Source organism: Marivita sp. (genome assembly GCF_048006345.1).
Lineage (GTDB): Bacteria > Pseudomonadota > Alphaproteobacteria > Rhodobacterales > Rhodobacteraceae > Marivita.
This window is the reverse complement of record NZ_CP180351.1, coordinates 2,309,734-2,336,098: the sequence shown is the minus strand read 5'-3', so window position 1 is coordinate 2,336,098 and position 26,365 is coordinate 2,309,734. Positions and strand designations below refer to the sequence as shown.

The following is a 26,365-nucleotide window of genomic DNA, read 5'->3' as shown; positions in this document are numbered from 1 at the left end:
AAGCTTATTCGCATCCTCCCATCGCCCATTGGCGCAGATTCCGCTTGAGAATGCCGCCGAACGGATGGGGTTTTTCCATGGATTTCTGACCGCTCAGGTTCACGTAGACATTGGCCTGATCGCAAAGCCGTTCCTGTGTCCATTCGTGGCAGTTGGCGCAGGACTGTTCTTTCCAGAACTCGTCCGGCAAACCTTCAACCGGCGGGAACATCGGCGACATTTTGGTGATTTCCGAAAGGATGATCCCGTCGATCACCGAGCCGGGCGCCACCAGCGGCAGGTTGAACTTGACCACATTCGGCACGCTCGAGCGTTCCTGTTCGGTTGTTGCCATCGCCAGTTCAGTTGATTCAACAGCAGGTGTCACACCTTCACCAACGGGGTCGACGCTGGCTTGTGTTTCGAGCGCTTCAATCTCGCCACGGGCGAATTCCGCGAAAGTGCCATTGGGAAAGGCGTCAAGATACTGGCGATAGGCGTCAACGGTCGGATTGGCTTGCGCCGCTTCGAACAGCGCCTGCTCATCCGCCGGCGGGGCGGCAGGGGCGGGGCGTTCTACGGCAGCTGTGTCATTCGTCAATTCGGATTCGATGGCTTCGGCCAGCAGGGCGCGTGCATCATCTGCATAGGCGCTGTCCGGATAACCCCGCAGGAACAGCATGATCTGCACAGGGTCTTTCGTGGCCTGAACGGATTCCCACAATGACCGTGCCGCAAGGTCTTCGGGGTCTTCGACCGGGGCATTCACGAAGGTGAAGTCATTGGTCAGCGAGGACGTATCCCACGGTGTCTGCATGCCGTTTGTCTGTTCGAGCACCGAAACGCGGACCTGCTTGAACATCTGCTCTACAGCCACACCCGGTTTCGTCATTTCCCGTGCCAAAGCAGTGGTGAACGGGCTGTTCTGCCCCAGACCGTCAAGGGCGACCGCGCCTGGCGATGTGGCATAGGACAGGAATGTGCCGGTCGGCGCTTTCATTTCGGCCAGACCGGGAGAATCGAATTCGGCCATGTTTTCGAAGGGGTTATTGCGACAGGCGTCAAGAATGACAAAATTCGTCCGATTTCGCGCGGACGCCATCTGGCGGAGCACGGATTGCGCCTCAACACCTTCAAGGTCCAGATCCGCGGCGTCGCTCAGTGCGACATCCACGGGCAAGAGGTAGTTGTTGCCAAAGCTTTGCACGCCGTGGCCCGCATAGTAGAACAGGCCTGTCGTGTCGGCCCCACCGTTGCGCAGGCTGCGACCGAAATCGGACAGCGCCTGCTTCATCTCGATCTGGGTCGCGTCGATCAGAAGTGTGACCTGAAAGTCGATTTCCTGAAGCGTCTGGGCGATCAGTTGGGCGTCGCGCGTCGGATTGTCGAGCGGCGATACGGTTTCATAGTTCGAGTTTCCGATCACGAGGGCAATGCGCTGCTGTGCCCATAGAGGCGTCGATCCGGCCCCCAGAAAGAGTGCCGTGACAGCCGTGAATGCAATGTTTTTTCCCAGTTTTTGAAGCCAGTGGGTCAAAGCTTCCTCCTGCCGTAGCCGGTTGGTTCAAACAAAAAAATGGTGTAATATTTCACAATGTCCACATTGTATCGCGTGTCCTAGGCAAGCATGCAAGGTCTATGCTAAACTTCGTTTTTGACAAGGTTGTATGCCTTCACCTGTTTCACGCAATTCATCTGAGAGGTCATTATGAGAATAGCTCTCCATCGTTTTTTCTGTGCCGTTGCCGTCATGGTCGTTTTGCCATTCGGGATGGCATCCGCCCAAAGTGCTGATCCGTTCGAGTATGGTTGGAATTTGGATGGCGAGGCGTCCGAATTGCGGTTTTTGTCGGTCAAGAAGTCAAAAATCGCTGAGACAAGCTCTTTTGCAACACTTTCGGGTCTGATTACCGAAGACGGCCAAGCGCAGGTGCGTGTGCTGCTGGACTCGGTCGACACCAAGGTTGACCTGCGGAACGTGCGGATGCGCTTCTTGTTTTTCGAAACCTTCCGCTTTCCCGAAGCGGTGATCACCACGCAGTTGTCGCCGGAGTTGCTGACGGATCTTCACTTGACCCGTCGCAAGGAAATCGAACTTCCCTACACGTTCACTCTGCGTGGCGTGACCTTGGAGCGGACAACAGATGTGGCGGTCACTCTGATTGACAATGACCGTGTGGTGGTGTCGTCGATCACGCCGATCGCCTTCACCCTTGAGGAACTGGATCTTGAGGAAGGCCGTAGGAAGCTGGAAGAAGCCGCGAATGTGGATATCACGCCGATTGGCGTTGTCAGCTTCAACTTCGTGTTCGATCGCGCGCAGCCGGGGACACCTCCGGACCTGCCGGAAGCGACCTTTACCCCGGCTGCCGTTGCGCTTGAGGACAAGGGCAACATGACCGAGGAAGCCTGCTTGGGCCGTTTCGAGATCCTGTCCAAGACCGGCAATATCTTTTTTGCCTCGGGCAGCACACGGCTTGACGACAAGAGCCTCCCCCTTTTGGAGAACCTCTATGACATCGTGAACCGCTGTCCGACGTTCCGGCTTGAAATCGCCGGGCACACGGACTCGGTCGGGAGCGATCAGCAGAACCAAGCCATCAGTGAGCGTCGCGCCGCATCGGTTGTCAGCTGGCTGACCGACAAGGGCATCCCGCGCGACCGCCTGACTGCTGTTGGATATGGCGAAGCGCGTCCCCTGGTGGACAATGACACACCCGAAAACCGGGCGCGGAACCGCCGCATCGAGTTCACGGCGCTGGTCGAATAGACCCGCACTTCAACGGTTTTGAAAACCACAAAGGGCACCTGTTTCGCAGGTGCCCTTTTTCGTGGGAGTGGATTTTCCGGTTCAGGTTCAGGCGAACGGATCGTCCAGCACGCCGATGATCGGCATCAGGAATTCGCCTGATGTCGGGTTGAGCGCCGCATTGTGGAAAGTGTCGATCTGCGCCACGGCGGCTGAAACGCTGCCTTCCGATCCATCGAAGATCGCCATCGCCGCTGATGCATTATCGACGTCGGACATGCCTTTATGCACCGCGAAGTAGGCTCCGATATCTGTCTTGTTGGCCAGATAGGCACGGTCGGCCAATTGCTGGTTGATGAAGTCCTGGCTTGCGCCATCGGGGGGCGCGGCCTTGGCGCCGCCCAGGATCGCGAGGATGAACTGGTCACGGCTGACACCACCGCTGTCGAGCGCATTGACCCAGAAGTCGAACCCGGCCTGATCGGGAATGCGACCCAGCACGTTGTTGTAGACGGCTGTCGCCACATCAGTGTTGCTGAGGCTGGACGGATAGGTTTCGCGCGTTTCCGGTTGATCGATGAAGAAGCTGGCCGATTGTTCAAGGCTCACCCCGTTTGCAAATGCGGTGCCCCAGAAGTTGAGGCCCACTGCATCAGGCGCACGGTTGAAATAGGCAATATAGAGTTCGATGAAACTTTCGAAATCGGGTGCTGACAGGCTTGTCGGTCCGCCGAATTGCTGCAGGTCGAAGGGCGTGCCATCAAAGAAGTCGGTGTCGAAATCAAGCAGCTCGATGCCAATCAGGTCATCGCGCCCGTTGCCATCGCCACGACGGTCTTCAATGACCGCCGACCCTGCGCTGAGCGTCAGGGTGTAAGCGCTTTGTGCGCCAGAGAAGGCGGCGGTGTCGATGCCGGCGCCACCATTCACCAGATCATTTCCGCGCCCGCCTTCAAGCCGGTCGTTGCCACCTTCGCCGACAAGCGAGTCATTGCCGCCTTCACCTTCGAGGGTGTCATTGTCCGCGCCGCCATTGATGAGTTCCGCGAGTGCGCCACCGCGCACGAAATCATCGCTCGCGCCGGTAAAGATGCGGCTGGTATTTTCGCCGCCGCCGTTCGGGTTCACCCGTGCGAGTGTACCGGGCAGCGTGTCGATGATGATGATGTTTTCGCCATCCATCGAATAGTTTGGCCACTGAGCGGCCACTTCAGCGACGGTGCTGGGTTCCTGCGTGTAGTCTACACTGAAGAGCAATTCTCCGTCGAGCGACCGCACCTCCATGGAGTCGACCGTTCCCGACAATTGGGACAACTCGGTTGGCGCGTTCTTGTCGAACGTGCCTGTCAGTTCGATGTTCAGGCTTTGACCCGTCACGGCTTCGATGAATACGGCATTTGTTCCGCTGGCGAACACAAGCTCTGTATTTGCGTCGTCCAGCGCAAAACTGGCCGGATTCTCGGACAAAACATTCGGTCGGGCATAGATATAGGCTGCTCCATTTGGAATGCTGTCCGCATCTGGAAGCTCTGCCAGCAGGCGTTTCTGCGCCGTGCTTTGCATCAGGCCTGAGACGGGTGTCAGGTTTGGTTCTGAGCTTACGTGGCGCGAGAGTGCGCCCGGGCTCAGGCGGTAGAAATCCGCCTCGCCATAATCGACCTGATAGCCCAAATCCTGCATCGCCGCGATGGTCAACGCGCTGATCGGGTTGTCCGGGATTCCGGGATTACCTGGACCGACCTCGGGCCGGCGCGTTTCGACGCGCGACGTCATCAGTTCGGAGTTGAAAATCGCCTCGCTCCAGTACTGAGCAGCGAGACCGCCATCGGCTCCGTCCTCAAGCGCGTTGACCCCGTTGAGATTGTCGCTCAGTTCTTCCAACTCGCGCAATCCGTTGGAACCGACATAGGTTGCAACGCCGTCGATCAGGCGGACGATACCGAACTCTTCCCACAGCGCGCCGAAACCCAAGGCGCGACCGATGGTGTTGGCGACGAATTCATCGAGGTTAAGAAGCGTCCCAACCTCTTCCGAGTTGATCACGATGCGGGAATAGGTCGGCAATGCGCCGGCCCCGGATGGACCATCTCGCTGGTCCAGAACGCTCGAGATCGCGAGGATCGTTTGCTCGACCCCTGCAAAGCTGAGTTCGATGTCTTCGACCGCCACTTCGATCAGAATGTCGTCGACATAGCCGTAGCCTTCAACGAAGGCATAGGGCAGATCGCCGGTGATGATGTCTTCCCAACGGTCTACAGCATCCTCGAAAGCCGAAATATAGGCGTTGGACACATCTTCTGAGGCGAACTCGATGGTGATGTTGAACTGACCGTCATCCAACGGTCCCAGATCGTTCAACTCCAGCCGATACTGGCCTGTCGTATTGCCGAAGCCTCCGGCGGACAGATAAAACGTACCGCTCTGATCCGTGACGAATTGAAGAGAACTGCTCGTTCCGACGCCACCGTCATCGTTCGCGGTGTTCTGGATCAGGACACCGTTGCTGTCGTAGATCCCCTTGAAGAAGGGGTCGGCCAAAGCGTTGCCGCCACTGAGCGGCACGAGATTGATTTCGTAAAGCCTGTTTGCTGCGAGGCTAACCTCAAACCAGTCTTCGTCCTGAGCAAAGTCGATCCGGCCTGAAGCTGTCGCGCCGGGTGCGATCGCTCCTGTTGTTTGGATGTCTGACGCAAAGTCGTCCCGTATCCCGATGTCGATGACTTCGACCGTATATGTCCCGAGACCGTCAAACGCGTCCTGAACCGCGATGAAATAGTCTCCGGCCGTTTGGGGCGTGAAGTACGAGATGCTGTCGTCTTCGATCAGTTGACTGTTCAGCGTTTGCACTGAACTGATCGGCGCACCGCTGAGCGAACCGTTCGAAAAAATCCCGAGCAAATCAGGGTCGAGCAAAGTGCCGTTGTTGGAGTCCTGACCACGAATGTTGATCTGGTACGTGGTGTTCGACTGAAGGGTGGTGCGGAAGGCGTCAATATCGCCAATGGTTTCAATCTCGCCGGTGGCGCGTCCGCCAACCGCGACACTGCCCAGCTCGGACGCGAGACCTGGCAGGAAATCATCGATGAACCCGGCGAATTCCACGGTCAGTGTATAGTCGCCGGTGCTGGTCCCCTGCGCGCCTGCCACTTCGATCTGGTACAGGCCATCTGTCGGTACGGTCAGCCCGCTGACCAGCGCATTGGTACCAACCCCGCTGTCGTTATCCGCGCTGCCGGGGATCAGTGCGCCCAGGGATGAGAACACTCCGGTGATTTCAGGGTTTGAAAGCGATCCGCCGCCCGTGGCGATCCCTTCGAGCGAGATGTTGTATTCCACACCTGCAAGAAGCGTTATGTCGAACCGGTCCCGGTCGCCCAGACTTTCGATGGTTCCAAGCGCGGGCACGTCGACAACCGCTGAACCGAAGGTATTTGCAAACAGGCCCGGCAGGTAATCGTCGGCTGCGCCAAGGGATATGATGCTCAGCTGATAGCCGCCAAGCCCGAACGGAGTGTGGCTGCCCACTTCGATTTCATAGAAACCGTCTGTGTCGACGACAAAGCCATCGACCAAAGCGTTCAGACCCTGACCGCTGTCATTGTCGCTTGATTCAGGAACAAGCACGTTGAGGCTGTCGTAAACGCCAAAAATCTCTGGGTCGGCCAGTGTGCGGATGCCGTCGGAGGCAGAGACCAGACTAATCGAGTACAGCTGGCCTGCATCCAGCGACACAACAAACCGATCCCGGTCTCCCAGCTGTTCGACGCTGCCCAGTTCCGGTATGCCAAGGTCGATGCTGCCAAAAACCAGCGCGTCATCGCCGGGCAGGTAATCGTCGAGCGTCCCGAATTCGATGATTTGCTCGGAATTGGTGCGCGCCCCCCGATCATCGATTGCGGTGAAACGGAGGACGAGGCTTTCACCGTCCACACCGGTTGCGTTGGTGATCTGGATATCCCCATTGGCCAACAGTTCGCCTGTCGCGGTCGGTGTGTCAAAGGTGAAGGGGATCACCGAGAAAAGTTCACCGCTGCCATCCTCGAAATTCGTCAGGACATTGCCGATGATTTCGGGTTCGGTGAACGAGTAGTTTGTGATCGGATCAGGCACGCCATAGGGGGCCGAGTTGATTGCGAAACTACGCGTGTAATCGATCTGGGTTGTGATCAGAGTGCCTTGTACTGAGCCGCCCAGAAGGTTGGTGTGGAAAAAATTTGAGGAGGCGTTTGGAATAATCCATTCCACTGTTCCGACGACACGAACGGAAACGCCTTCATCGTCTTCAACCAACTCGTCGATCAATGCGGCGAAGTTCAGGGATTGATTGACCCCGAAGCTGTATGTGACCGTGAAGTCTTCTCCGTTGATCGCATTCGTCGAGGTGATGATGACCGAAATCTGCCTGTCGGAGATCACTTCATCGGGTGACCCCGTTCCAGGAAAGGGCGGAGACAGGCCGAGAGGAAGCGCAGTCGGGATTATGAAGGTGAAATCGTCGCCTTCGTTGACGATTTGCGGGATTGTTAGGTCGAAAAATTCAATCGTGTAGGTCCCGCCGTTGGAGATAGTACCACCAGCGTCGCCAACCGAAAAATAATGTATCCCGGTGTAGCTTGGAATAAAGAATTCGGTACTGTTCAACCCTACGCCGCTGTCATCGTCGTTCGTGTTGGGGATCAGAATTCCAAGATCGTCATAGACCCCCACAAACAGCGGGTCGAGCAAAGTGCCGTCGCTGGTTGACGCGCCTCTGACCTGAATCTCGTACGGGGTGCCTGCTATAAGTGAGACTTCGAACCAGTCGCGGTCACCGAAACCGCTGATCCCACCGGTCGATGGAAGCCCTGCAGTTGCACTCCCATAGTTTGCGCCGAAACTTAGAAAATCGTCAAAATCCGGGAATTCTTCCATGTGGCACTTCCGTCTTGCAATACATGGGCTTCGTTTGAAGCCGACTGAAATTTTGGGCGCGAGACGGCGTTCATGGTGACTGACGTTTTAAAGACTTAACAATTCGAATTTTCGGCATCGCCGACTTGGAGCAATGCCCGGAGTTTCCCGGCCCAGACACCCCAATCAGACGGTTAATCTGTCCTTAAGTCAAGGATCGCGTCAGCACGATAGCAAGAGTCTTGCCGCTTGGTGGATTTCGCAAAGAAGTGAGTGAATTCGAGGCGATCCCGCCGTATGGTAGGGGCGTGTATTGCCAAACATGTGATAGGATCCAAGTCATGAGCCGCATCATCCGACTGTTCGTCCTTCCCGCCGTTTTGCTATGGTCTTCGGTGACCCTTGCGTGGGCCAGCCCGGACCGTGTGGCGCTGGTGATCGGCATGGCGGATTACGAGGCGATCTCGCCTTTGACCAATACACGCAACGACGCGGAAGCGCTTGCAGACACATTGACCGAGATCGGATTCGACGTAACCCGCGTCGTGGATGCGAGCCTTTCGGAACTGCGTACGATCATGAAGGATTTTTCCTTCCGGTCCGAAACGGCTGACCTTGCACTGATCTATTTTGCCGGACACGGAATCGAGGTGCAGGGCGAGAACTTCCTGATCCCGATCGACGCGAGACCGCAATCCAACATCGATGTTCAGAACCAGTCGGTTTCTCTCAAAGAGATGCTGGCCGTGGTGGAAAAGGCCCGTGTCATGAGAATCGTCATTCTCGACAGTTGTCGGGACAACCCGCTGGGGGGAAGCATCGACACCAATGCAGTTGTGCAATCGGCGCTTCAATCGACGGATCAGGCAACACGCGGCGTCGGCGGTCTTGCACCTGCGAACCCGGATCGCGGCACTCTGGTGGCATTTGCCGCAAAGGATGGGCAGGTGGCTTTGGATGGAACCCAAGGCAACAGCCCCTATGCGCGGGCGTTGATGGAAAAGATGTCGAAGCCCGGTCTGGAGATCAGCCTGATGTTCCGGCAGGTGCGTGATGCGGTGCTGGCGGAAACCCAAAACCTGCAGGAGCCGTACACCTACGGATCTCTGACCGGCCAGCCGTTCTATCTTACCGGCGGGCCTGAAGGCACGGCAGAGGTCGCCGAAGCCGAACCCGCGAAATCATGGTCGAAGCTGCGTCCGGATCAGGAATCCCAGCTGCTGGCCTTGGCCAATTTGGGCGACACCCGGTCGATGCTTGGTCTGGCCTATATTCGCCTGAATCCCGAGGACAGCCGGTTTGACCCGGCAGAGGCGGTCAGCTTTCTTGAGCGCGCCGTGGAACGCGGTTCCCCCGAGGCGCAGATGGAATTGGCCAAGCTTTATGAGCAGGGCATCGGCGTTGACGTCGACGAAGCACGGGCGCTCGAACTCTATCAGGCTGCCGCCGATCAGGGGTTTGCCGATGCGATCAACGACCTAGGCTTCCTGCATTATCAGGGTGGGCTGGGACTGCGGCCCAACCCGGCGAAAGCACTGGAGCTGTTCGAGCGTGCTGCCGATCTGCGTCATCCCGAAGCGCAGTTCAATTTTGCCGCGCTGATCGACGACGGGCTTATCCCGGACAAGGGTCCGAAGGATGCTGCGCAGTATCTCTATGCGGCGTTGCGGAGCGGCAGCCAGGACGTGCTGAACCTTCTGCTTGAGCGCCCCACCATGTTCGCCGAGGAAACGCGCCGCGAATTGCAGGCACAGTTGCAGGCGTTCAACTTCTACGATGGGACCATCGACGGAGATATCGGACCCGGAACCAAGCGGGGAATCCGGGCCGCGTATGGTCTGGAATAGAGGTTAGCTCGACCGCAGAAGAACCTTGTTTGAACCAACAGCCGCCGCGATGCGCTGGTAGTGAATCGCCCGCGTTGCATCGGAGCTTGCAGACCGCAGCAGAACGGTCTCTGCCTCTTCGAGGATGTTGGCCGCCTGACGGGTCACTTCTGCGACGCGGGACTCTTGAACGGCACGCATCGGGGGTGTTGGCACAGAGGCACCTCCCTCGCGCCGTACCCGTGCTGAAAGTGCCGGTTTCTGGCGGTCGACATTGGCTCGGACAAGATTGTCGAGCTTGCGTGCCGTATCCAGCAGCACTTCGCGCGCTTCCTCGTAATCACCGTTCGCCGGAATCTCCTCGGCCAGTTGCCTGTAGGTTGCGGCAAAACAGGCCGGACGGTATTCGTCGCCCATGAATTCACAGATCTGCTCGGCTTCATCCATTCGAGCGAGAATGATATTCGTCTGCGCCGTTGTGGCCTCTACAGCCGGGCCAGTCGGGGTCACCCGCACTCTGTCGTTGGTGGATAACTCGTTCTCCGAACTGCCGCCAATGTTATCGCCGCCGACCTGAGCGTACTGCGGAAAAAGCAGCTCCACGCTGCGCAGGACGATGCCCGTGTCTGGCGTGGCGCGAAGCGGATCGGGCGTGGAGGCCTGCATCGGGCTCGCCAGCATCCCGATAAGCGCGGGAAGTCCGAAAATCCGCGTGGTGGATGTCTTTGAAATCATGGTTTTGGCTTTCCGGCTGAAACATGTGAATTAAAGAAAAAAGGTCAGGCTCGCCACCAATGGCTCTTGGCTGTTTCGCCCGGCACAGTACTTGACCCAAGGGTAAGACGGGAGCGATCGCAAAGCAAGTTTGGCGTCAAAGCCCGTGCAGGATGCGCGATCATTCCGCGGCCGTGGTCACGAAGAAATAAACCCATTCCCCTTTGAAATTCGGGTCGCGTGCGCGCGCCTCGCTCACCTTTGTACGGAGCCATTCCAGGTAGGGGGCCGCGGGTTCTACAAGGGGGCGAACATCATCGTAGAGCGGAACTGACGATGCAAAGGCCACCGCAATTTCCTGACCGAACGGAGGTCCGATTTCGATATAGAGACCCGGTTCTCCGGCAGCGAGAGGGCCATCAGCGCCGATCTGCAGTGCGGCTTCAGCGGGTGTCTGCACAAGAGGGGTGAATTGGTTGGGCATCAGGTGCAACACGTTGCCGTCGGCGTCGAAGTAATCGACATACACAAATGCGTCGTAATCCGCGCCTTGCAGGGTCATCACAAGCGGATTTCCCGCTGCGTATCGGAATTCCCGCGCGTGCGTACTTTCGCCAACAAGAAGCGGGTTGGTGATCTGGTCTGTCGATTGCGGCAGACCCACGCTGGCGATTCCGGACAGTGCCCCGCATTGCGGGCGGGGCAGGATCAGCAGGTTATCGCGGACAGGGATATCCGTCCCCATTTGCGCCTGCATCGCGGCCACGACGCTCGACCGAAGCTCGGGTTCGGGCACATGGCCCGCCACCACAAGTGTGTTGTCCGTTGGATCGAATTCGACCTGAAGGCGCGAGCAGGGAACGGCGCTCAGGATTCCGGAAATGCCGTCACGCACCTCTGCCGCCGCACCGCTCAGGTCGCCGGGTTCCATGAAGCTCTGAAAAGCCGAGAGCGACACCGGATCAACCGTTCCGTCGCCAGTTCCCGCGAACGCAAGCGCCGCCTTGGCCCGATCTGCCTTGGGCGCAACGGGCGCTGCCGTTTCCCGGTCCATCGGTCTCTGCGCCACGGTTATGAGTTTCGGCGCTGCCTCTTGGGCGGTTTCGTTCTGCGCGCTCAACGATTGCGCCACGGGTGCGGTAAGCGCCGTTTGTTCAGGGCGGAACACAGCAGGTTCAGCCAATACTGCCGCGGTGGTCGACAGGGGCAGGGCGGCGGGAGTTGCTGGGGTAACTGAAACCACTTGGGCGCTGTCGAGATCCGTGACTGGAAGCACTGCTGCGGTCGAAGTCGCGTCAGCAGGGAGAGAAACCGCCTCGAGGTTTTGCGCCGCAAGGGTCGCGGGAGTGGCGACCTCCGTTGTGGGGACTGCCGGGGCGGCATTGGTTTGCGGCGCGGCTACGGGGGAAATACTTTGCGCGGTATTGTCCACGATTGCGGCCTGCGATCCCTCGGGTGCTTCTGCCGCAAGCCTGTCACCCTGCGTGGCCAGCGCTGCGGTCTCGGTCGCGTCCGCCTCGATCGCCGTGGCGCGGGAGGTGGCGATCTGCCCCTGACCCAGTGCTGCGCCGCTTGTGTCACCCGCAAGCGCCTGATCCGAGTCCGGCGTGGTTTCCCGGGCGGTGCTGCGCTGGACCTGATAGGCCGCCAGTTCAAGCTGTGTTTCGGGAATGGGCTGTTCCGGAATGTCGCCGGGACGGGTGGCGAGGTAGACCGCATATGCCCCCGCGCCATGTGCGGCGACCGATACGCCAAGTGCCAGTGTCCAGATCAGCGCTGTCCGCATCATCGGACCGGCGGCGCGGATTCTGGTGTTACGACCAGCACCACATCCCGCGCACCAAGGGCCTCGAGTCGTGTCACGAGGGGCAGAACATGGCGCAGTTCGGTGTCCCGGTGGGCATTGATCCGCACGAGCGTTTCGGATGTTCCCGCCAGACGCTCTTCAACGCGGCTGTCCAGTGCGATGTCATCGACAGCGATCCCGTCAACGGCCAGATCTCCCTCTGCCGAAACTGAGACCGTGATCCCGCCCGACGGCATGTCGGCCCCGGTCGCAGCCGTGGGTGGGCTGACATCGAAGGGAGCGGTCGCATCCATCCGCCCGATCAGCATGAAGAAGACGAGCAGGAAAAAGACCACGTCGATCAGGGCAACTATGGTCTCGGGCGGTTGCTTGGTGACCGGGCGCGACAGTTTCATTCCGCCACCTCAAGCCGGACCACCCGAAGATTGGTTACGCCTGCACGTGTGGCCGCGTCCAATACAGACACGAGCGCCTGCATGTTGGCAGCGCCCGAGGGCAGGACCAGAACGCGCAGCGCGGATGAGGACTGAAGACGGTCGATGAACAACGCCTCAAGCGCGGGTGTTTCCATGCCGACACCGCGCAGGGTGGGAATTCCGTCCGCGCCGATGCGGATCATCAACGTCGTGCCCGCCCCTTCCGTCGACTGTGGGGCCGCTTGGCTTGGATCGTCGGCACGCTTCACGGCTGGGATCATGTCAAGGTTGAGATAGGTCGAGGTGACCATGAAGAAGACCAGCAGGATCAGCATCACGTCGATCATCGGCACAAGCGAGATTAATGCCTTGGGCGGTCTGTGCCGGGCGAGACTGAATGTGCCGGGGTCTTGCATGGCCGCCCCTATTTGGTGGGCTGATCCGCGATCAGCATGAGTTGCGAAATGGCCCCTTCGATGAGCTGCGCGCCGCGTTCCGCGCGACCTGACAAAAGCGATGCGCCCACCGCTGCGGGGATCGCCACCAGAAGGCCGGCGGCCGTTGTCAACAAAGCCTGCCAGATCCCGCCGGCAAGGACCGACGCATTGGCGGCACCTTCGGCCATTTCAAGTTCCTGGAAAGACTGGATCATCCCGAGCACGGTGCCCAGCAAGCCCAGCAGGGGCGAAATCATCGCGATCAGTTCCAACAGCCGGATGTGGCTGGTCATGCGGGTGAGCTCCTCGTTTCCGCGCCGCACGAGTTCCGTCATCAGGGGGCTGCCGGACCGTCCGTCGCCGAGCGCCTTGATGGCAAAGGCCAGTACGCGGTCTGCAGGGGCAGAGCCGCCTTCCGCCTTGCGCCGTGCATCCTCGCTGTTGCCCGCTTCAAAGCTGGCAAGCGCTGCGTCGCGGTTGGCCGCGCCCTTGGTGACCGGCAAGAGCTGCACGATCTTGAAGACGATCAGGGCCAGCGAAAAGACCGACATGACGGCCAGCAACAGAATGATCGGCCCGCCGGTTCCGATATTCGCAAATGCGTCCAACACGTCACTTCACCAGAGCGGCGTCGGTCTTGCTGCCCAGTTCGAGGAATTCAAAACAATCCGTGTTCTCCTCGTTCTGCGGCTTGCAGACCGGCATATCGTGCAGAACGATCTCCGAGATGTCGCCGCAGCCGATCTCGGGGATGGCAAAAAGCTTGAGCGTGGTGCGCTGCACGGGCAGGGGGGCGGCATCAATCGACAACAGGCGGTCGATCACCCCATTGCTGTCAAGGATGGCGAGGCTCATCTCGAACCCCTCGAAGCTTTTTCCGGTGTCATTGCGAAACAGGAAATAGGCTTGGCAGCCGCTTGGGTCTCCCGGTTCGAATTTGTTCAGTTCGACCGACAGCGCCCCCGATTGCGCCGAAGCGACCGAGGCCGTCAGGCTCAGAGCCAAGGCAGATAACCAGGTTGGAGTTTTGTTCACAGTGACCTCCCGAGATGTGACCTGTTCATTCCAGGTGTCTCTTGCTGTTTGTTTTTTGTCAGTGATCTGACTTAAAACATTGATTTAAAATTTGTTTTTCGTCGTTTGGTGCGCGTGTCACCTGCCCGACGTCTTGGTTCTGTAATCGCAAGCAAACGCCAAGTCGGTGTTTCGGTCAAGCCTGCGCTTTGGGGGTGTCACCGTCTTTGGAACATGTCTCGACCGCTTCTGCGAAGGGACAGTCGGAAAAACATTTGTCAGACTCGCTTTGAGCAAGGATGATGGATCCGTGACACGTCGGGGTCGGCCCTCAGCCGGTCTTTTTGCAAAGTCCAATTTTTTTAGACGAATACATTTTATGGGGAACAGAATGCTCGACACAGTCAAGAACCCTCAGGACGTGAATGCGGAACTGCAGAGATTCCGTGAATCCTTACGACAGAACGTTGTGGCACTGGCTGCTGAAATGACCCTTCGCAACAAGATGAATGCCAGAAAGGTCGAGGCGCTTTGCGCCCAGATCGACATGTCCGTCAGGGAGTATTCAACCATCCTGTTGCGAAACAACACCGCACGGGTTGCCGAAGAAGCTGCCGCTGCGACTCAGTCGGACGTGCTTGATATTCGGCGCGCTTGGGGTGTGGTCAGCGCAAGGACCAACCTGTTCCGGGTGGAATTGAATCAATGGAACATGATGCGAGACCTCGTTCGCACCCAGGTCACGCAAAGCCGGAAACGGGTTCCGCTTTATGATAACCGTCAGTCCGAGACCACCCGGTCGCAGATTTCGGCAAGCGATGATGTCTTCGATTGGGTCCACGCCATTCTCAATACCGTCAAACAGACAGAGGAAGCCCGCGAGCAGGGGGGGTTCCCGGATATTGCCCTGCCCAACAGCGAGTTCCATCGGCATCTTCACGCGGCGTATCGCCTGTTGTTGGCGAAAGGGCAGACCGCGAGTATGCGATTTCTCGACGTTGGCTGCGGTGGCGGGCTGAAGGTGCTGTCGGCGCTCCGCTATTTCAAAGAAGCGGACGGGCTGGATTTTCAGCAGTCCTATGTCGATATCGCGCAGGCGCTTCTCGAAAGCGCGGGCGCATCGGCGTCCAACGCGTTTCACGCAGATGCCCTGACCTTTGATGGCTACGGCGACTATGACGTCATCTATTTCTACAGACCGATCCGCGATCAGGAGAAAATCATCGAAATGGAGCGGCAGATCGTGGATCAGGTGTCTGAGGGGACGATCCTGGTCGCGCCATATGTCGGGTTCGGGGCGCGCCACGCGGATTTAGGCTGTGGGCGGGTTGCAGGACACGTGTACATGGCCAAGACCCCCCAGAAAGAGGCGGACCGGTGGCGGCGCATGGCTGAACAGACGGGCGTTGCCGTGGTTCATTCTGAGGAAGAGCGCGTGCCGACGATCTGGACACCCTTGCTCGAGGCATCGCGCCAATCAGGATATGACGTGAAAAGGTATGTTCAGCCTGTCTGACACAATCAGGGCTTGCCGCGGGTGTCTTGTGCTGCGGTTTGTGGCGCGCCGTTCAACCGACCCCACGGACATAGAGCCGATCTTGTCGATGACAAAGAAATTTACCTTGGGTCACTACTTATGCTGGATTTTTCACAGAGACTTGATAACCTTTAGTCAGTTTAGATGCACGTAACGTCTTTTTATTGTTTTTTTAATTGCACTTGGTGAAGGCTGCTCAGTTGTCCGATATGCTCAAATCACATGGTGAAGATGCGCCCAGTGGCGAGAATTTGGAGTACGATCCGGATTTCATCGCAATGGAACTTGCGGCCCAGCCAGAAGAAGAAAGGCAGGCCGGTTCCGAGATCGTAGAGGGTAGCGACCCCGACTACAAAGACCTCGCAAGCAAGGCGCGCGTGATCCTTGAGCGGAGCCACGATATCCGCGCCGCCGTCTACCTTGCGGACAGCGAGCTAAGGCTCAAAGGTCTGACCGGATTTGCCGAGATCACAACGTATATCCGTGGATGTCTCGAAGAATATTGGGACACCTGTCATCCGCAGCTTGACGAAGAAGACGACAACGATCCGATGATGCGGATCAACGCGGTCACAGGGCTTGCCGGGCGGACAACAGTCCTTCGGGGGCTGCGGACGGCAGCGTATATGACCAACAGCCGTGTGATGGGCCGCGTCACGCTGCGGGATTTCGAAATTCTGAATGGCGATGTCACGCCTTCGGATGACGAAACTCCGAAATCGTCCAGCGAGATCGAAGCCGCCTTTACGGACACCGCTGATGAAGAGATCGAGGCTTTTTACAACGCGGCCAAAACGGCGTTGGATGACGTGAACGCCATTGACGCGGTGTTCTTGGCGAAAACGCCCGGCTATGGCCCGTCGCTGGAAGAGCTCCAGAAGCTGCTGAACAAGATTATCAAGCTGTTGTCGAAATATGTGAAATCCGCCGAACCCATCCCGGATGCGGTTGATGAACCTGCGGATACCGGTGGCGCGGCGCGTCCGGTGGCCCGTGGTGGCGGGGTGCCCGGGTCGATCGAGTCGCGCTCGGATGTCACGGCCGCCCTTGATCGGATTATGGATTATTATTCCCGGCACGAGCCTTCGAGCCCGTTGCCCATTCTTTTGAAGCGCGCAAAACGATTGGTTGGCGCGGAATTCATGGAAATCATTAACGATTTGGCGCCGGAAGGTGCTGCAAATGTTCGGCTTATTGGAGGAGTTGCCGACTCAGAAAACACTGTCACGGAAGCGGCGGAAAGCGGTTCCAGCGCCTGGTAAAATCGCTGCGTGGAACGGACCGGGCGCATTTGTGGCCTGAAGATCAAAAAACGCAAACAACAGATGGGGAAAATTATGTCCAGTTCACAGAAGTTCATTGCGCGTAATCGCGCGCCGAGGGTTCAGATCGAATACGATGTCGAACTCTACGGCTCGCAGAAAAAAGTGCAGTTGCCGTTTGTCATGGGGGTCATGTCTGATCTTGCGGGCAAGTCCGAGGTTGAACAGCCCAATATTGCCGATCGCAAGTTCCTTGAAATCGACGTCGACAATTTCGACGACCGCATGAAGGCGATGAAACCCCGCGTCGCGTTCTCGGTGCCGAACACTCTGACCGGTGAGGGCAATCTTTCCGTGGATGTGACCTTCGAAAGCATGGACGATTTTTCTCCGGGCGCGATTGCCAAGCAGGTCGAACCGCTGCGCAAGCTGATGGAGGCGCGCAACGAGCTCTCCAACCTGATGACCTACATGGATGGCAAGCCTGGCGCTGAAGAACTGATCGCCAAGACAATGAATGATCCGGCACTTCTCAAGTCGCTTGCGGCGCAGGCCGCACCCAGTGACGGGGACGATGCTGCCAAGGACGAGGGATAAAAGATGGCTGAACAAGCAACCGAAGCACAGGTCAGCGGCGGCGCAACCGAGACCGCTGAATCCGACTTTGCAAGTCTTCTGCAAAAGGAATTCAAACCGCGCACCGACTCGGCCAAGACCGCAGTCGAAACAGCGGTACAGACACTGGCGCAACAGGCGCTGGCGAATTCGAACCTGATTTCCGAAGACGTTCTGCTGTCTCTGGAAGCAATGGTCGCTGAAATCGACCGCAAGCTGAGTGAGCAGATCAACCAGATCATCCACCACGAGGAATATCAGCAACTCGAAAGCGCGTGGCGTGGTCTGCATTTCCTGGTGAACAACACCGAAACCGACGAGATGCTCAAGATCCGCGTTCTGAACATCTCCAAGAAGGACCTGCACAAGACGGTGCGCAAGTTCAAAGGCACCGCCTGGGACCAGTCGCCGATCTTCAAGAAGCTCTACGGCGAAGAATACGACCAGATCGGTGGCGAACCTTATGGCTGCCTCGTCGGCGACTACTACTTCGACCACACCCCGCCAGATGTCGAACTGCTGGGTGAAATGGCGAAGATCGGTGCCGCCGCACACGCGCCTTTCCTTGCAGCGGCGGCTCCCTCGCTGATGAACTTCGAAAGCTGGAGCGAACTGGCAAACCCGCGCGATCTGACCAAGATCTTCCAGACGCCGGAATATGCCGGATGGCGCAGCCTGCGGGACAGCGAGGACAGCAAGTATATCGGCCTTGCCATGCCGAAATTCCTGGGGCGCCAGCCCTATGGTGCAAAGTCAAACCCGGTCGAGGAATTCGCCTTTGAGGAAGACACCGGCGACGGCGACTCCAGCAAGTTCGCCTGGGTGAACGCAGCCTACGGGATGGCGTTCAACATCAACCGCTCGTTCAAGGAATACGGTTGGTGCAGCCGGATCCGTGGCGTTGAATCCGGTGGCACGATTGAGGGTTTGCCGACGCACACCTTCCCGACCGATGATGGTGGCGTTGACATGAAGTGTCCCACCGAAGTGACCATCGGCGATCGCCGCGAGGCGGAACTGGCAAAGGCCGGACTGATGCCTCTCTTGCATCGCAAGAACACCGATCAGGCGTCGTTCATCGGTGCGCAATCGCTGCATAAACCGGCGGTGTACGAGGACCCCGATGCGACAGCCAACGCCAATCTTGGTGCGCGTCTGCCATATCTGTTCGCCACCTGCCGGTTTGCCCACTACCTCAAGTGCATGGTGCGGGACAAGATCGGGTCGTTCAAGGAACGGTCCGACATGGAGCGCTGGCTGAACGACTGGATCAAGCAATACGTCGACGGCTCTCCAGAAACGTCCAGCGAACGGACCAAGGCGGAAAAGCCGCTGGCTGCGGCCGAGGTTCAGGTTCAGGCCGATCCGGAAAACCCCGGCTACTACAAGTCCCAATTTTTCCTGCGGCCGCATTACCAGCTTGAAGGCCTGTCTGTTTCGCTGCGGCTTGTTTCGAAACTGCCTTCAGAAAAGCAATAAATCCATTGGCCGCAGCGGGCGATCGCTGCGGCACAAACTTAGTAAAAACGCGGGTGATCCGCATATCTTAAGAAAGGAGATATACGATGGCTGTTGATATGTTCCTCTTGCTCAAGGGCGGTGGCGGCGCCAAGGGTGAGACAAAGGATGCCGTTTATGCTTCGCAAGGCGGTATCGACGTGCTGGCTTGGTCGTGGGGCATGAGCCAGTCGGGCTCGTTCCATGTTGGTGGCGGTGGTGGCTCTGGCAAGGCATCGTTCCAGGACGCGAGCATCACCAAATGGGTGGATGAATCGTCCCCAACCCTGATGCTGATGTGCGCGAATGGCGATCACTTTGATTCCGCACACCTTTATGTTCGCAAGGCGGGCAAGAAGCCTCTGGAATACATCAAGTTCGACATGAAGAAGGTGCTGGTCACATCTGTAAGCACCGGCGGGTCTGGAGGCGAGGACCGACTGACCGAGAACATCTCTTTGAACTTTGAAGAGGTGAAGTGGACCTACACCAAGCAGAAAGACGATGGTTCCGGCGATACTCCAAAAGAGTTCAAGTGGAACATCGGCAAGAACGAACAGGGGTGATCTCATTCTGTCACGCTTGACGCGTGACACTGATGTCGCGTCTAAATCTTGGGGGCTCGCTGGTGCAGAACACAGCTACAGAACTTTTGAAGGCCGGCGATCTGTCCGGTGCACTGGCGAGCTTGCAAGATGCCGTTCGGGCAAAACCGGACGATGCAAAACTGAGGATTTTTCTGTTTCAATTGCTATGCGTGATCGGCGACTGGAAACGCGCCGTGGCGCAACTGAAACTGTCGGCGCAGCTTGATGCATCGGCCTTGCCGATGGCGCAGACCTACCGTGAAGCGATCATCTGCGAAGTGTTCCGCGAAAAGGTCTTTACGGGGACCAAGGACCCGTTGATCTTTGGCGAACCTCAGGATTGGGTCGCGCTTCTGGCGCAAGGGCTCAAGGCGCTGGCGCAAGGCAAGCCCGAGCGCGCAGCCGATTTGCGTGAACAGGCGTTCGATAAGGCTCCAACCACTTCGGGCAGTCTGGACGAACAGGATTTCGAATGGATCGCCGATGCCGATATGCGGCTTGGTCCGGTTCTCGAAATCATCATCAATGGCAAATATTTCTGGATGCCGTTCAACGTGTTGTCGAGCCTCCGGATCGACCCGCCGCAGGATTTGCGGGACACGGTCTGGACAGCCGCCAGCCTGACACTGAAGAACGGTGGCGAACTCGTCGGGTTGATCCCGACGCGCTACGCGGGCACCGCAGAACGGGGCAATGACAGCATGAAACTGTCACGCGTCACCGAATGGGAAGACCTTGGCAGCGACACCTTTGCCGGATTGGGGCAACGTCTGCTGGCAACGGATGCGAGCGAAGTGTCTTTGATGGACACGCGCAATTTCCAGTTTGCCCCGGTGTCGGCCGATACCGAAGGCGAGGTCGGGGTTGATGGCTGACCGCACACTGACAGAACGGCTGCAGCCGTCCATCCTTGACCGCCTCACCGATGAAAACCCGGAAAAGACATCGGAAACCTCAGCTGATCGTGTGATCGACATTCGCAAACTGCGCGAGATCATCCAACGCGATCTTGCCTGGCTTCTGAACACCGGCAATTTGGATACTGAGCTGGACGCAGAGCGCTATCCGAATGTCGTGCGCTCCGTGGTCAATTACGGCGTGCCGGATTCCACAGGGGATTTCGCCAACAAGAAACGCGCCGTCGCGGTGCGGGATTCGATCCGCAAGGCCGTCGAATTGTTCGAGCCGCGTCTGATAGATGGCACGCTGAGCGTGGTCAGCCGCGCGCAGGATGACAACCGCGAGTCGGTGATCGTGTTCGACATCATCGCCGATATGTGGGCCGAGCCGGTTCCCGCCGAGCTGTATCTGCGCAGTCAATTCGACACCACAACCGGGCATATCACGCTCGAGCACGGGGGTTGATCGACTGTGGATACGCGGCTGCTCAGACATTATGAAACCGAGCTTGCGTTCCTGCGTGAGATGGGTGCCGAGTTTGCAAAGAGCTATCCCAAGATCGCATCGCGGCTCGGGATGGACGGGCTGGAAATCCTTGATCCCTATGTCGAGCGGTTGCTTGAGGGAACGGCGTTCCTGACGGCACGTGTCCAGCTTGAGTTGGAGCTGCAATACCCGGCTTTCACCAATCACCTTCTGGACGTGGTGTTTCCGCATTTCCTTGCGCCGACGCCCTCGATGATGATCGCCGAATTGACGCCGGACATGGAAAACGCCGATCTGGCTGCTGGGTACACCTTGCCGCGACATTCGGTTCTAAGGTCGAAACCGGTGCCCGGCGCGCAAAAGTCCTGCCAGTTCCTGACCGCCAACGAACTTGACCTGTGGCCGCTGCAGGTGAGTGAGGCCGAGTATATCGACGGCAGGGGTGCGTTGGTTGCGGCAGGTGTGGCCAGAGACCCCAAGGCACGCGCGGCAGTCCGGCTGCGGTTGACCCGCCACAACGGCCTGCCGATCAGGGAACTGCCGCTGGATAACCTGACCTTCTTCCTTGGGGGGCAAGTCAGCACAAGCTGGACCATGTTCGAAATGCTGTGCGCCAAGCCCGCCATGGTCGTAGCCCGGTCCATCGACCGACGCGACGACTGGGTTGTCCCGCTGAAGAAACCTGTCATGCCGCGTGGGCTTGATCCCGACGAAGCCCTGCTACCGACGCCGCGCCCGTCGTTTGATGGCTATCGCCTGCTGCAGGAATATTTCGCGATGCCCGAGCGGAACCTCTTTGTCGAGGTGTCCGGTCTGGCCGATCCGTTGCAGCGCACGACGGGCGACAGCATGGATATTTATCTGCTGCTGCGGGACAACAAGGCTGAGATCGCGCCTAACGTCACTCCGGAAGCGTTCAAGCTGCATTGCGTGTCCGCCATCAACCTGTTCCACAAACGCTGCGACCGGGTGCCCGTCACGCACCGGGTCACGGAACATCATGTCGTGCCCGACCGCACCGCGCCCAAGGATTTCGAGGTCTTCGCAATCACCAAGGTTACGGGCATCCGCAAAGAGGGTAAGGACGACCTGCCTCTGAAGGCGTTTTATTCCTCGGATGAATTCACTGCCGCCGGCGGCGGTGGATCGGCCTATTACACCCACACCCGACACCTGCGACAGCGCAGCGAAAGCGAAACACTCCGCGGTGTCCGGACCAACTACCTTGGGTCGGAAAGCTACCTGTCAATCGTCGACGCGAATGAAGCGCCCTATCCCGGCGACCTTGGACAGTTGGCGGTCGAGGCGATGGTGACCAATCGGGACCTGCCAATGCTGTTGCCGACGGGCGTGGACAACGTGTTCCACCTTCCCGAAGGCGGCCCGGTGGCCACGACCCGAACCCTGATCGGGCCGACCAAGCCGCGCACCTGCATCGCGCAGGGCGATGCCGCATGGCGGGCGGTCAGCCATCTGAGCCTGAACTATCTTTCCATTTCCGATGAAACCAACACACCTGGTGGCGGTGCTGCAGCCCTCCGCGAGCTTGTGGGCCTTTATACCCCCATTGGCGATGCCGCGATGGAGCGTCAGCTGGAAGGCATCATCTCTGTCACCACGCGCCCGATCGTGCGCCGCATTCACGACGGTGTCCTGTCGACGGCAGTGCGGGGACTCGAGATCACGATGCTCTTGGACGAGAGCCTTTTCGAAGGCAGTTCGATCTATACGATGGGGGCGGTTCTTGAACGTTTTTTCCGCAAATATTCGACAATCAACAGCTTCACTGAAACGGTTCTGAAAACGCAACAAAGAGGAGAGATCGCGCGATGGTCACCAAAGATGGGGCTGAATCGCGTGATCTGACTCATTACGAGCGTCTGGTCCGCGATCCCCAATCCTACCATATCTTTTTCGCAATGCGCGTGCTCGAAGCGCATTTTGCCGAAGAACCCCGCTTGGGCACGGCGCGCCGTCCCCGGCAGGAAAAAGTGCGGTTCGGGCAGGAACCTGAACTGGCCTTCCCGAAATCGACCATTCACGCTTTTGATGCGCAAACGGCGGATGCGCCAGCCAAGCTGAAGAACCTGTTTTTTGGCTTTTATGGTCCACACGGCCCGCTGCCGCTGCACCTGACCGAATATGCCCGGGGCCGTAAGTCGAACCACCGCGACGGAACCCTGATCGCCTTTACCGACATGCTGATGCACCGGCTGATGGAGTTGCTCTATCGCGCCTGGGTCCGTGGTCAGCCCGCGCCCGCATTCGACCGGGGCGAAAACACCGAGACCGAGAACAAGATCGGCGCTCTGGCAGGCTTCATGGGCGACCATATGCGCGACCGTGATGCGATGCCCGATCTGTCCAAGAGGCATTTCGCAGGACTTTTGTCTGCGGCGCCCAAGAATGCCGAAGGTCTGGTGTCGATCCTAAACGGCTTTTTCGATGCGCCCGTGGTACTGGAGGAATTCATCGGCGATTGGCTCATGCTTGAGCCGGATGACCGCTGGCAATTGGGTGGGCAGGTCGGATTGGGCTACACGACCTGTATCGGTGAACGGGTTTGGTCGCATTCGGCCAAGTTCCGTTTGCGCGTCGGTCCCCTCAGCCTTGAGGAATACATGAGATTTCTGCCCGGCACACCCGCTTTGGCGCGGTTGCGGGCCATTGTACGCAATTATGTTGGCGATCAGCTGGACTGGGATGTGAACCTCGTCCTGCTCGGGCAAGAGGTGCCGCAAGCCCAGTTGGGTGCCAACACGCAGCTTGGCCTGACCAGTTGGATCGGCTCGGAAGATCACCCCGACGAAGTCGCCGATTTGTTCATGGCCCCTTTGACAGACGTTCCATTGAAAGAAGCCCTCGCGGCTTAGAAGAAACCATTTCGCCATAGAGCGGAGGAGAATGAATATGACCGAGATCAGCCGCGTTGCCCTTTTCGGCAAACTCAACAAAGTCGGGTACCAGGCCGTCGAAGGGGCCACGGTGTTCTGCAAGATGCGGGGCAACCCGTATGTCGAGATCATCCACTGGCTGGCGCAACTGGTGCAGGTTGACAATTCCGATGTGCAGAAGATCATCCAGCATTATGACATCGACCCCGGCAAGCTGGCCGCTGACATGACCCGCGCGCTGGATGCGCTGCCGCGCGGCGCAAGCTCGATTTCCGATCTCAGTTCGCATCTACAGGACGCGATGGAGCGCGCCTGGGTCTACGGGTCGCTGCTTTACAATTCCAACCAGGTGCGGACCGGCCACCTGATCCTCGGCATGCTCAAGACGCCCGAACTGCGGTCGATCCTGATGAACATCTCAAGGGAGTTCTCCAAGATCGGTGCGGATGATCTGTCGGATAACTTCCACAAGGTCACGGATGGATCTGTCGAGGATCATCTTCGTCCGCAGGATGGGTCGCAAACCGGCGGTGGCGCTGTTCCGGGTGAAGCGTCCGGCGCGATGTCTCCCGGCGCAATGGGCAAGCAGGAGGCGCTGTCGCAGTATTGCACCGACCTTACCGAACAGGCCCGCAACGGAGAGATCGACCCCATTGTCGGGCGCGACGAGGAAATCCGTCAGATCGTCGACGTGCTGATGCGCCGACGTCAGAACAACCCCATCCTGACTGGTGAGGCGGGTGTCGGTAAGACCGCTGTTGTCGAGGGCTTTGCCCTGCGGATCGCACGCGGGGATGTGCCGCCCGCGTTGCGCGAGGCGCGGTTGCTGGCGCTTGATGTGGGGCTGTTGCAGGCTGGTGCGTCGATGAAGGGCGAATTCGAGAACCGTCTGCGTCAGGTGATCGACGAGGTGCAGGCCTCGACTGTGCCGATCATCATGTTCGTGGACGAAACGCACACGCTTGTTGGGGCAGGGGGTGCTGCCGGGACTGGTGACGCGGCCAACCTGCTGAAGCCCGCACTGGCGCGTGGTACGCTGCGCACCATCGGTGCGACGACATGGGCTGAGTACAAAAAGCACATCGAAAAAGACCCCGCCCTGACCCGGCGTTTCCAGGTGGTGCAGGTTGAAGAACCCAGCATTCCGAAAGCCATCATGATGATGCGTGGCATCGCGTCGATGCTGGAAAACCATCACAAGGTGCAGGTGCTGGACGAAGGCATCGAAGCTGCCGTGTCGCTGTCGGCCCGCTACATCCCCGCGCGCCAATTGCCGGACAAATCGGTCAGCGTTCTGGATACGGCTTGCGCCCGCGTGGCGGTCAGCCAGCATGCCGTTCCTGCCGAAGTGGATGACAGCCGCAAGCGCATTGATGCGCTGACCACCGAGCTTGAAATCATCGGTCGGGACGAAACTGCAGGTATGGATGTGGGCGCACGCCGCGAGACCATTCAGGCGCTGAAGGAAGAAGAAGAAGCGCGGCTTGCGGAACTGGACAAGCGTTGGGAAGCGGAAAAGGCTGTGGTTGCGGAAATCCTCGACCTGCGGGCAAAGCTGCGCGAAGGGGGTGCCCCGGTCGATACGCCCGATGCCGCAGGCGAAGCGGCAGCCGAGAAAAGCCCGATGACCGCCGAAGAACGGGCCGAGCTGTTGACTCAACTTCGCGCCAAAAACGCGGAACTGACGACGTTGCAAGGTGAGAATCCCTTGATCCTGCCCATCGTCGATGAACAAGCCGTGGCCAGCGTTGTCGGTGACTGGACGGGTATTCCGGTCGGTCGGATGGTCAGCGATGAATTGCAGACGGTCCTCAACCTCAAGGATCACCTCGCCAAGCGTGTGATCGGTCAGGATCACGCGATGGAGATGATCGCCAAGCGTATCCAGACCAGCCGCGCAGGGCTCGACAATCCGAGCAAGCCGATTGGTGTGTTCCTGCTGGCGGGCACCAGCGGCGTCGGCAAAACCGAAACCGCCTTGGCCTTAGCCGAAGTCCTGTATGGCGGCGAACAGAACGTCATCACAATCAACATGTCCGAATACCAAGAGGCGCACACCGTCAGCAGCCTGAAAGGCGCGCCTCCGGGCTATGTCGGCTATGGTGAAGGCGGTGTTCTGACCGAAGCGGTTCGGCGCAAGCCATACTCCGTCGTTCTGCTGGACGAAGTTGAAAAGGCCCACCCCGATGTGCATGAAGTCTTCTTCCAGGTGTTCGACAAGGGGATCATGGAAGATGGCGAAGGCCGTCTGATCGACTTCAAGAACACGCTGATACTTCTGACCTCCAACGCCGGGTCCGATCTGATCATGGATATGTGTTCTGACCCTGACCTGATGCCGGAACCCGAAGGCATCGCAAAGGCGCTGCGCGATCCGCTGCTCAAGATCTTCCCGGCAGCGCTCTTGGGCCGCCTTGTGACGATCCCATACTATCCGTTGAACCCGGACATGATCGGCAAGATCACGCGTTTGCAGTTGAACCGCATCAAGAAGCGCGTAAGCGAAGCTCATGGCGTGCCGTTCGAATACAGCGATGCTGTGGTCGATACGATCGTGTCGCGCTGCCAGGAACTGGAATCCGGCGGACGCATGATCGACGCGATTGTGACGAACTCCATGCTGCCCGACATTTCGGGCGAATTCCTGCGCCGGATGATGGAGGGCAAGAGCGTCAGCAAGGTGGCCATCGACGTAAAGGATGGTGAATTCATCTATGCGTTCGATTGAGTGAGCCAGGGGCACAAATCGCCCGAA

The 26,365-nt window shown here is 58.5% G+C and carries 20 protein-coding genes; 12 read left to right on the top strand and 8 right to left on the bottom strand.

Annotated features, from left to right (window positions below; all coding sequences use genetic code 11):
- Positions 1 to 4: 4 nt before the first annotated feature.
- Positions 5 to 1,516 (bottom strand): caspase family protein, encoded by a 1,512-nt coding sequence (locus tag ACMVPR_RS11455; RefSeq protein WP_416882989.1) that lies wholly within the window; start codon positions 1,514 to 1,516, stop codon positions 5 to 7.
- Positions 1,517 to 1,687: 171 nt separating this feature from the next.
- On the opposite strand from ACMVPR_RS11455, the gene ACMVPR_RS11450 reads away from it, so the two are divergent.
- Positions 1,688 to 2,749, top strand: coding sequence for an OmpA family protein (locus ACMVPR_RS11450; RefSeq protein ID WP_416882988.1), 1,062 nt, complete (start codon positions 1,688 to 1,690; stop codon positions 2,747 to 2,749).
- Positions 2,750 to 2,836: 87 nt separating this feature from the next.
- Here the strand turns inward: ACMVPR_RS11450 and ACMVPR_RS11445 are convergent, their stop codons facing one another.
- Positions 2,837 to 7,639: a DUF4214 domain-containing protein gene (locus tag ACMVPR_RS11445; protein ID WP_416882987.1), complete on the bottom strand. Its 4,803-nt coding sequence runs from the start codon at positions 7,637 to 7,639 to the stop codon at positions 2,837 to 2,839.
- Positions 7,640 to 7,959: 320 nt separating this feature from the next.
- On the opposite strand from ACMVPR_RS11445, the gene ACMVPR_RS11440 reads away from it, so the two are divergent.
- The gene (locus ACMVPR_RS11440; protein ID WP_416882986.1) at positions 7,960 to 9,465 is read left to right on the top strand and encodes a caspase family protein; all 1,506 of its coding nucleotides are present in this window, start codon (positions 7,960 to 7,962) and stop codon (positions 9,463 to 9,465) included.
- A 3-nt stretch (positions 9,466 to 9,468) separates the two neighbouring features.
- On the opposite strand, the gene ACMVPR_RS11435 is transcribed toward ACMVPR_RS11440, so the two are convergent.
- From ACMVPR_RS11435 to ACMVPR_RS11410, 6 genes are all read right to left on the bottom strand, one after another.
- Positions 9,469 to 10,179 carry a hypothetical protein gene (locus ACMVPR_RS11435; protein ID WP_416882985.1) on the bottom strand — a complete coding sequence of 237 codons (711 nt, stop codon included), beginning with the start codon at positions 10,177 to 10,179 and terminating at the stop codon, positions 9,469 to 9,471.
- Positions 10,180 to 10,339: 160 nt separating this feature from the next.
- The gene (locus ACMVPR_RS11430; RefSeq protein WP_416882984.1) at positions 10,340 to 11,947 is read right to left on the bottom strand and encodes a DUF4384 domain-containing protein; all 1,608 of its coding nucleotides are present in this window, start codon (positions 11,945 to 11,947) and stop codon (positions 10,340 to 10,342) included.
- Positions 11,944 to 12,360 (bottom strand): ExbD/TolR family protein, encoded by a 417-nt coding sequence (locus ACMVPR_RS11425; RefSeq protein ID WP_416882983.1) that lies wholly within the window; start codon positions 12,358 to 12,360, stop codon positions 11,944 to 11,946. Before ACMVPR_RS11425 ends, ACMVPR_RS11430 begins: the two co-directional genes overlap by 4 nt.
- Positions 12,357 to 12,797, bottom strand: a complete 441-nt coding sequence (locus tag ACMVPR_RS11420) for an ExbD/TolR family protein (RefSeq protein WP_416882982.1) — start codon at positions 12,795 to 12,797, stop codon at positions 12,357 to 12,359. The genes ACMVPR_RS11425 and ACMVPR_RS11420 overlap by 4 nt, the downstream gene beginning before the upstream one ends.
- 8 nt (positions 12,798 to 12,805) lie before the next feature.
- Positions 12,806 to 13,429, bottom strand: coding sequence for a MotA/TolQ/ExbB proton channel family protein (locus ACMVPR_RS11415; protein ID WP_416882981.1), 624 nt, complete (start codon positions 13,427 to 13,429; stop codon positions 12,806 to 12,808).
- 1 nt (position 13,430) lies between these two features.
- On the bottom strand, positions 13,431 to 13,853 hold the full coding sequence (locus ACMVPR_RS11410) for a hypothetical protein (protein WP_416882980.1): 423 nt from the start codon (positions 13,851 to 13,853) through the stop codon (positions 13,431 to 13,433).
- Positions 13,854 to 14,223: 370 nt separating this feature from the next.
- Here ACMVPR_RS11410 and ACMVPR_RS11405 point away from each other — a divergent pair, with 370 nt between their 5' ends.
- From ACMVPR_RS11405 to tssH, 10 genes are all read left to right on the top strand, one after another.
- A complete protein-coding gene (locus tag ACMVPR_RS11405; RefSeq protein WP_416882979.1) occupies positions 14,224 to 15,348 on the top strand; it encodes an SAM-dependent methyltransferase in 1,125 nt (374 codons plus the stop codon).
- Positions 15,349 to 15,578: 230 nt separating this feature from the next.
- Positions 15,579 to 16,631, top strand: a complete 1,053-nt coding sequence (gene tssA / locus ACMVPR_RS11400) for a type VI secretion system protein TssA (RefSeq protein ID WP_416884649.1) — start codon at positions 15,579 to 15,581, stop codon at positions 16,629 to 16,631.
- Positions 16,632 to 16,706: 75 nt separating this feature from the next.
- Complete coding sequence (gene tssB, locus ACMVPR_RS11395; protein WP_416882978.1) at positions 16,707 to 17,228, top strand: type VI secretion system contractile sheath small subunit; 522 nt, start codon at positions 16,707 to 16,709, stop codon at positions 17,226 to 17,228.
- 3 nt (positions 17,229 to 17,231) lie between these two features.
- Positions 17,232 to 18,725, top strand: a complete 1,494-nt coding sequence (gene tssC, locus ACMVPR_RS11390; protein ID WP_416882977.1) for a type VI secretion system contractile sheath large subunit — start codon at positions 17,232 to 17,234, stop codon at positions 18,723 to 18,725.
- 86 nt (positions 18,726 to 18,811) lie between these two features.
- Complete coding sequence (locus ACMVPR_RS11385; RefSeq protein WP_416882976.1) at positions 18,812 to 19,309, top strand: Hcp family type VI secretion system effector; 498 nt, start codon at positions 18,812 to 18,814, stop codon at positions 19,307 to 19,309.
- Positions 19,310 to 19,371: 62 nt separating this feature from the next.
- Positions 19,372 to 20,205, top strand: a complete 834-nt coding sequence (locus ACMVPR_RS11380; protein ID WP_416882975.1) for a type VI secretion system accessory protein TagJ — start codon at positions 19,372 to 19,374, stop codon at positions 20,203 to 20,205.
- Positions 20,198 to 20,695, top strand: a complete 498-nt coding sequence (tssE, locus tag ACMVPR_RS11375) for a type VI secretion system baseplate subunit TssE (protein ID WP_416882974.1) — start codon at positions 20,198 to 20,200, stop codon at positions 20,693 to 20,695. Before ACMVPR_RS11380 ends, tssE begins: the two co-directional genes overlap by 8 nt.
- Before the next feature lie 6 nt (positions 20,696 to 20,701).
- Positions 20,702 to 22,582: a type VI secretion system baseplate subunit TssF gene (gene tssF, locus ACMVPR_RS11370; RefSeq protein WP_416882973.1), complete on the top strand. Its 1,881-nt coding sequence runs from the start codon at positions 20,702 to 20,704 to the stop codon at positions 22,580 to 22,582.
- Positions 22,546 to 23,589, top strand: coding sequence for a type VI secretion system baseplate subunit TssG (gene tssG, locus ACMVPR_RS11365; RefSeq protein ID WP_416882972.1), 1,044 nt, complete (start codon positions 22,546 to 22,548; stop codon positions 23,587 to 23,589). The genes tssF and tssG overlap by 37 nt, the downstream gene beginning before the upstream one ends.
- A 37-nt stretch (positions 23,590 to 23,626) precedes the next feature.
- Positions 23,627 to 26,338 carry a type VI secretion system ATPase TssH gene (gene tssH, locus ACMVPR_RS11360; protein ID WP_416882971.1) on the top strand — a complete coding sequence of 904 codons (2,712 nt, stop codon included), beginning with the start codon at positions 23,627 to 23,629 and terminating at the stop codon, positions 26,336 to 26,338.
- The last annotated feature ends 27 nt before the right edge of the window (positions 26,339 to 26,365 follow it).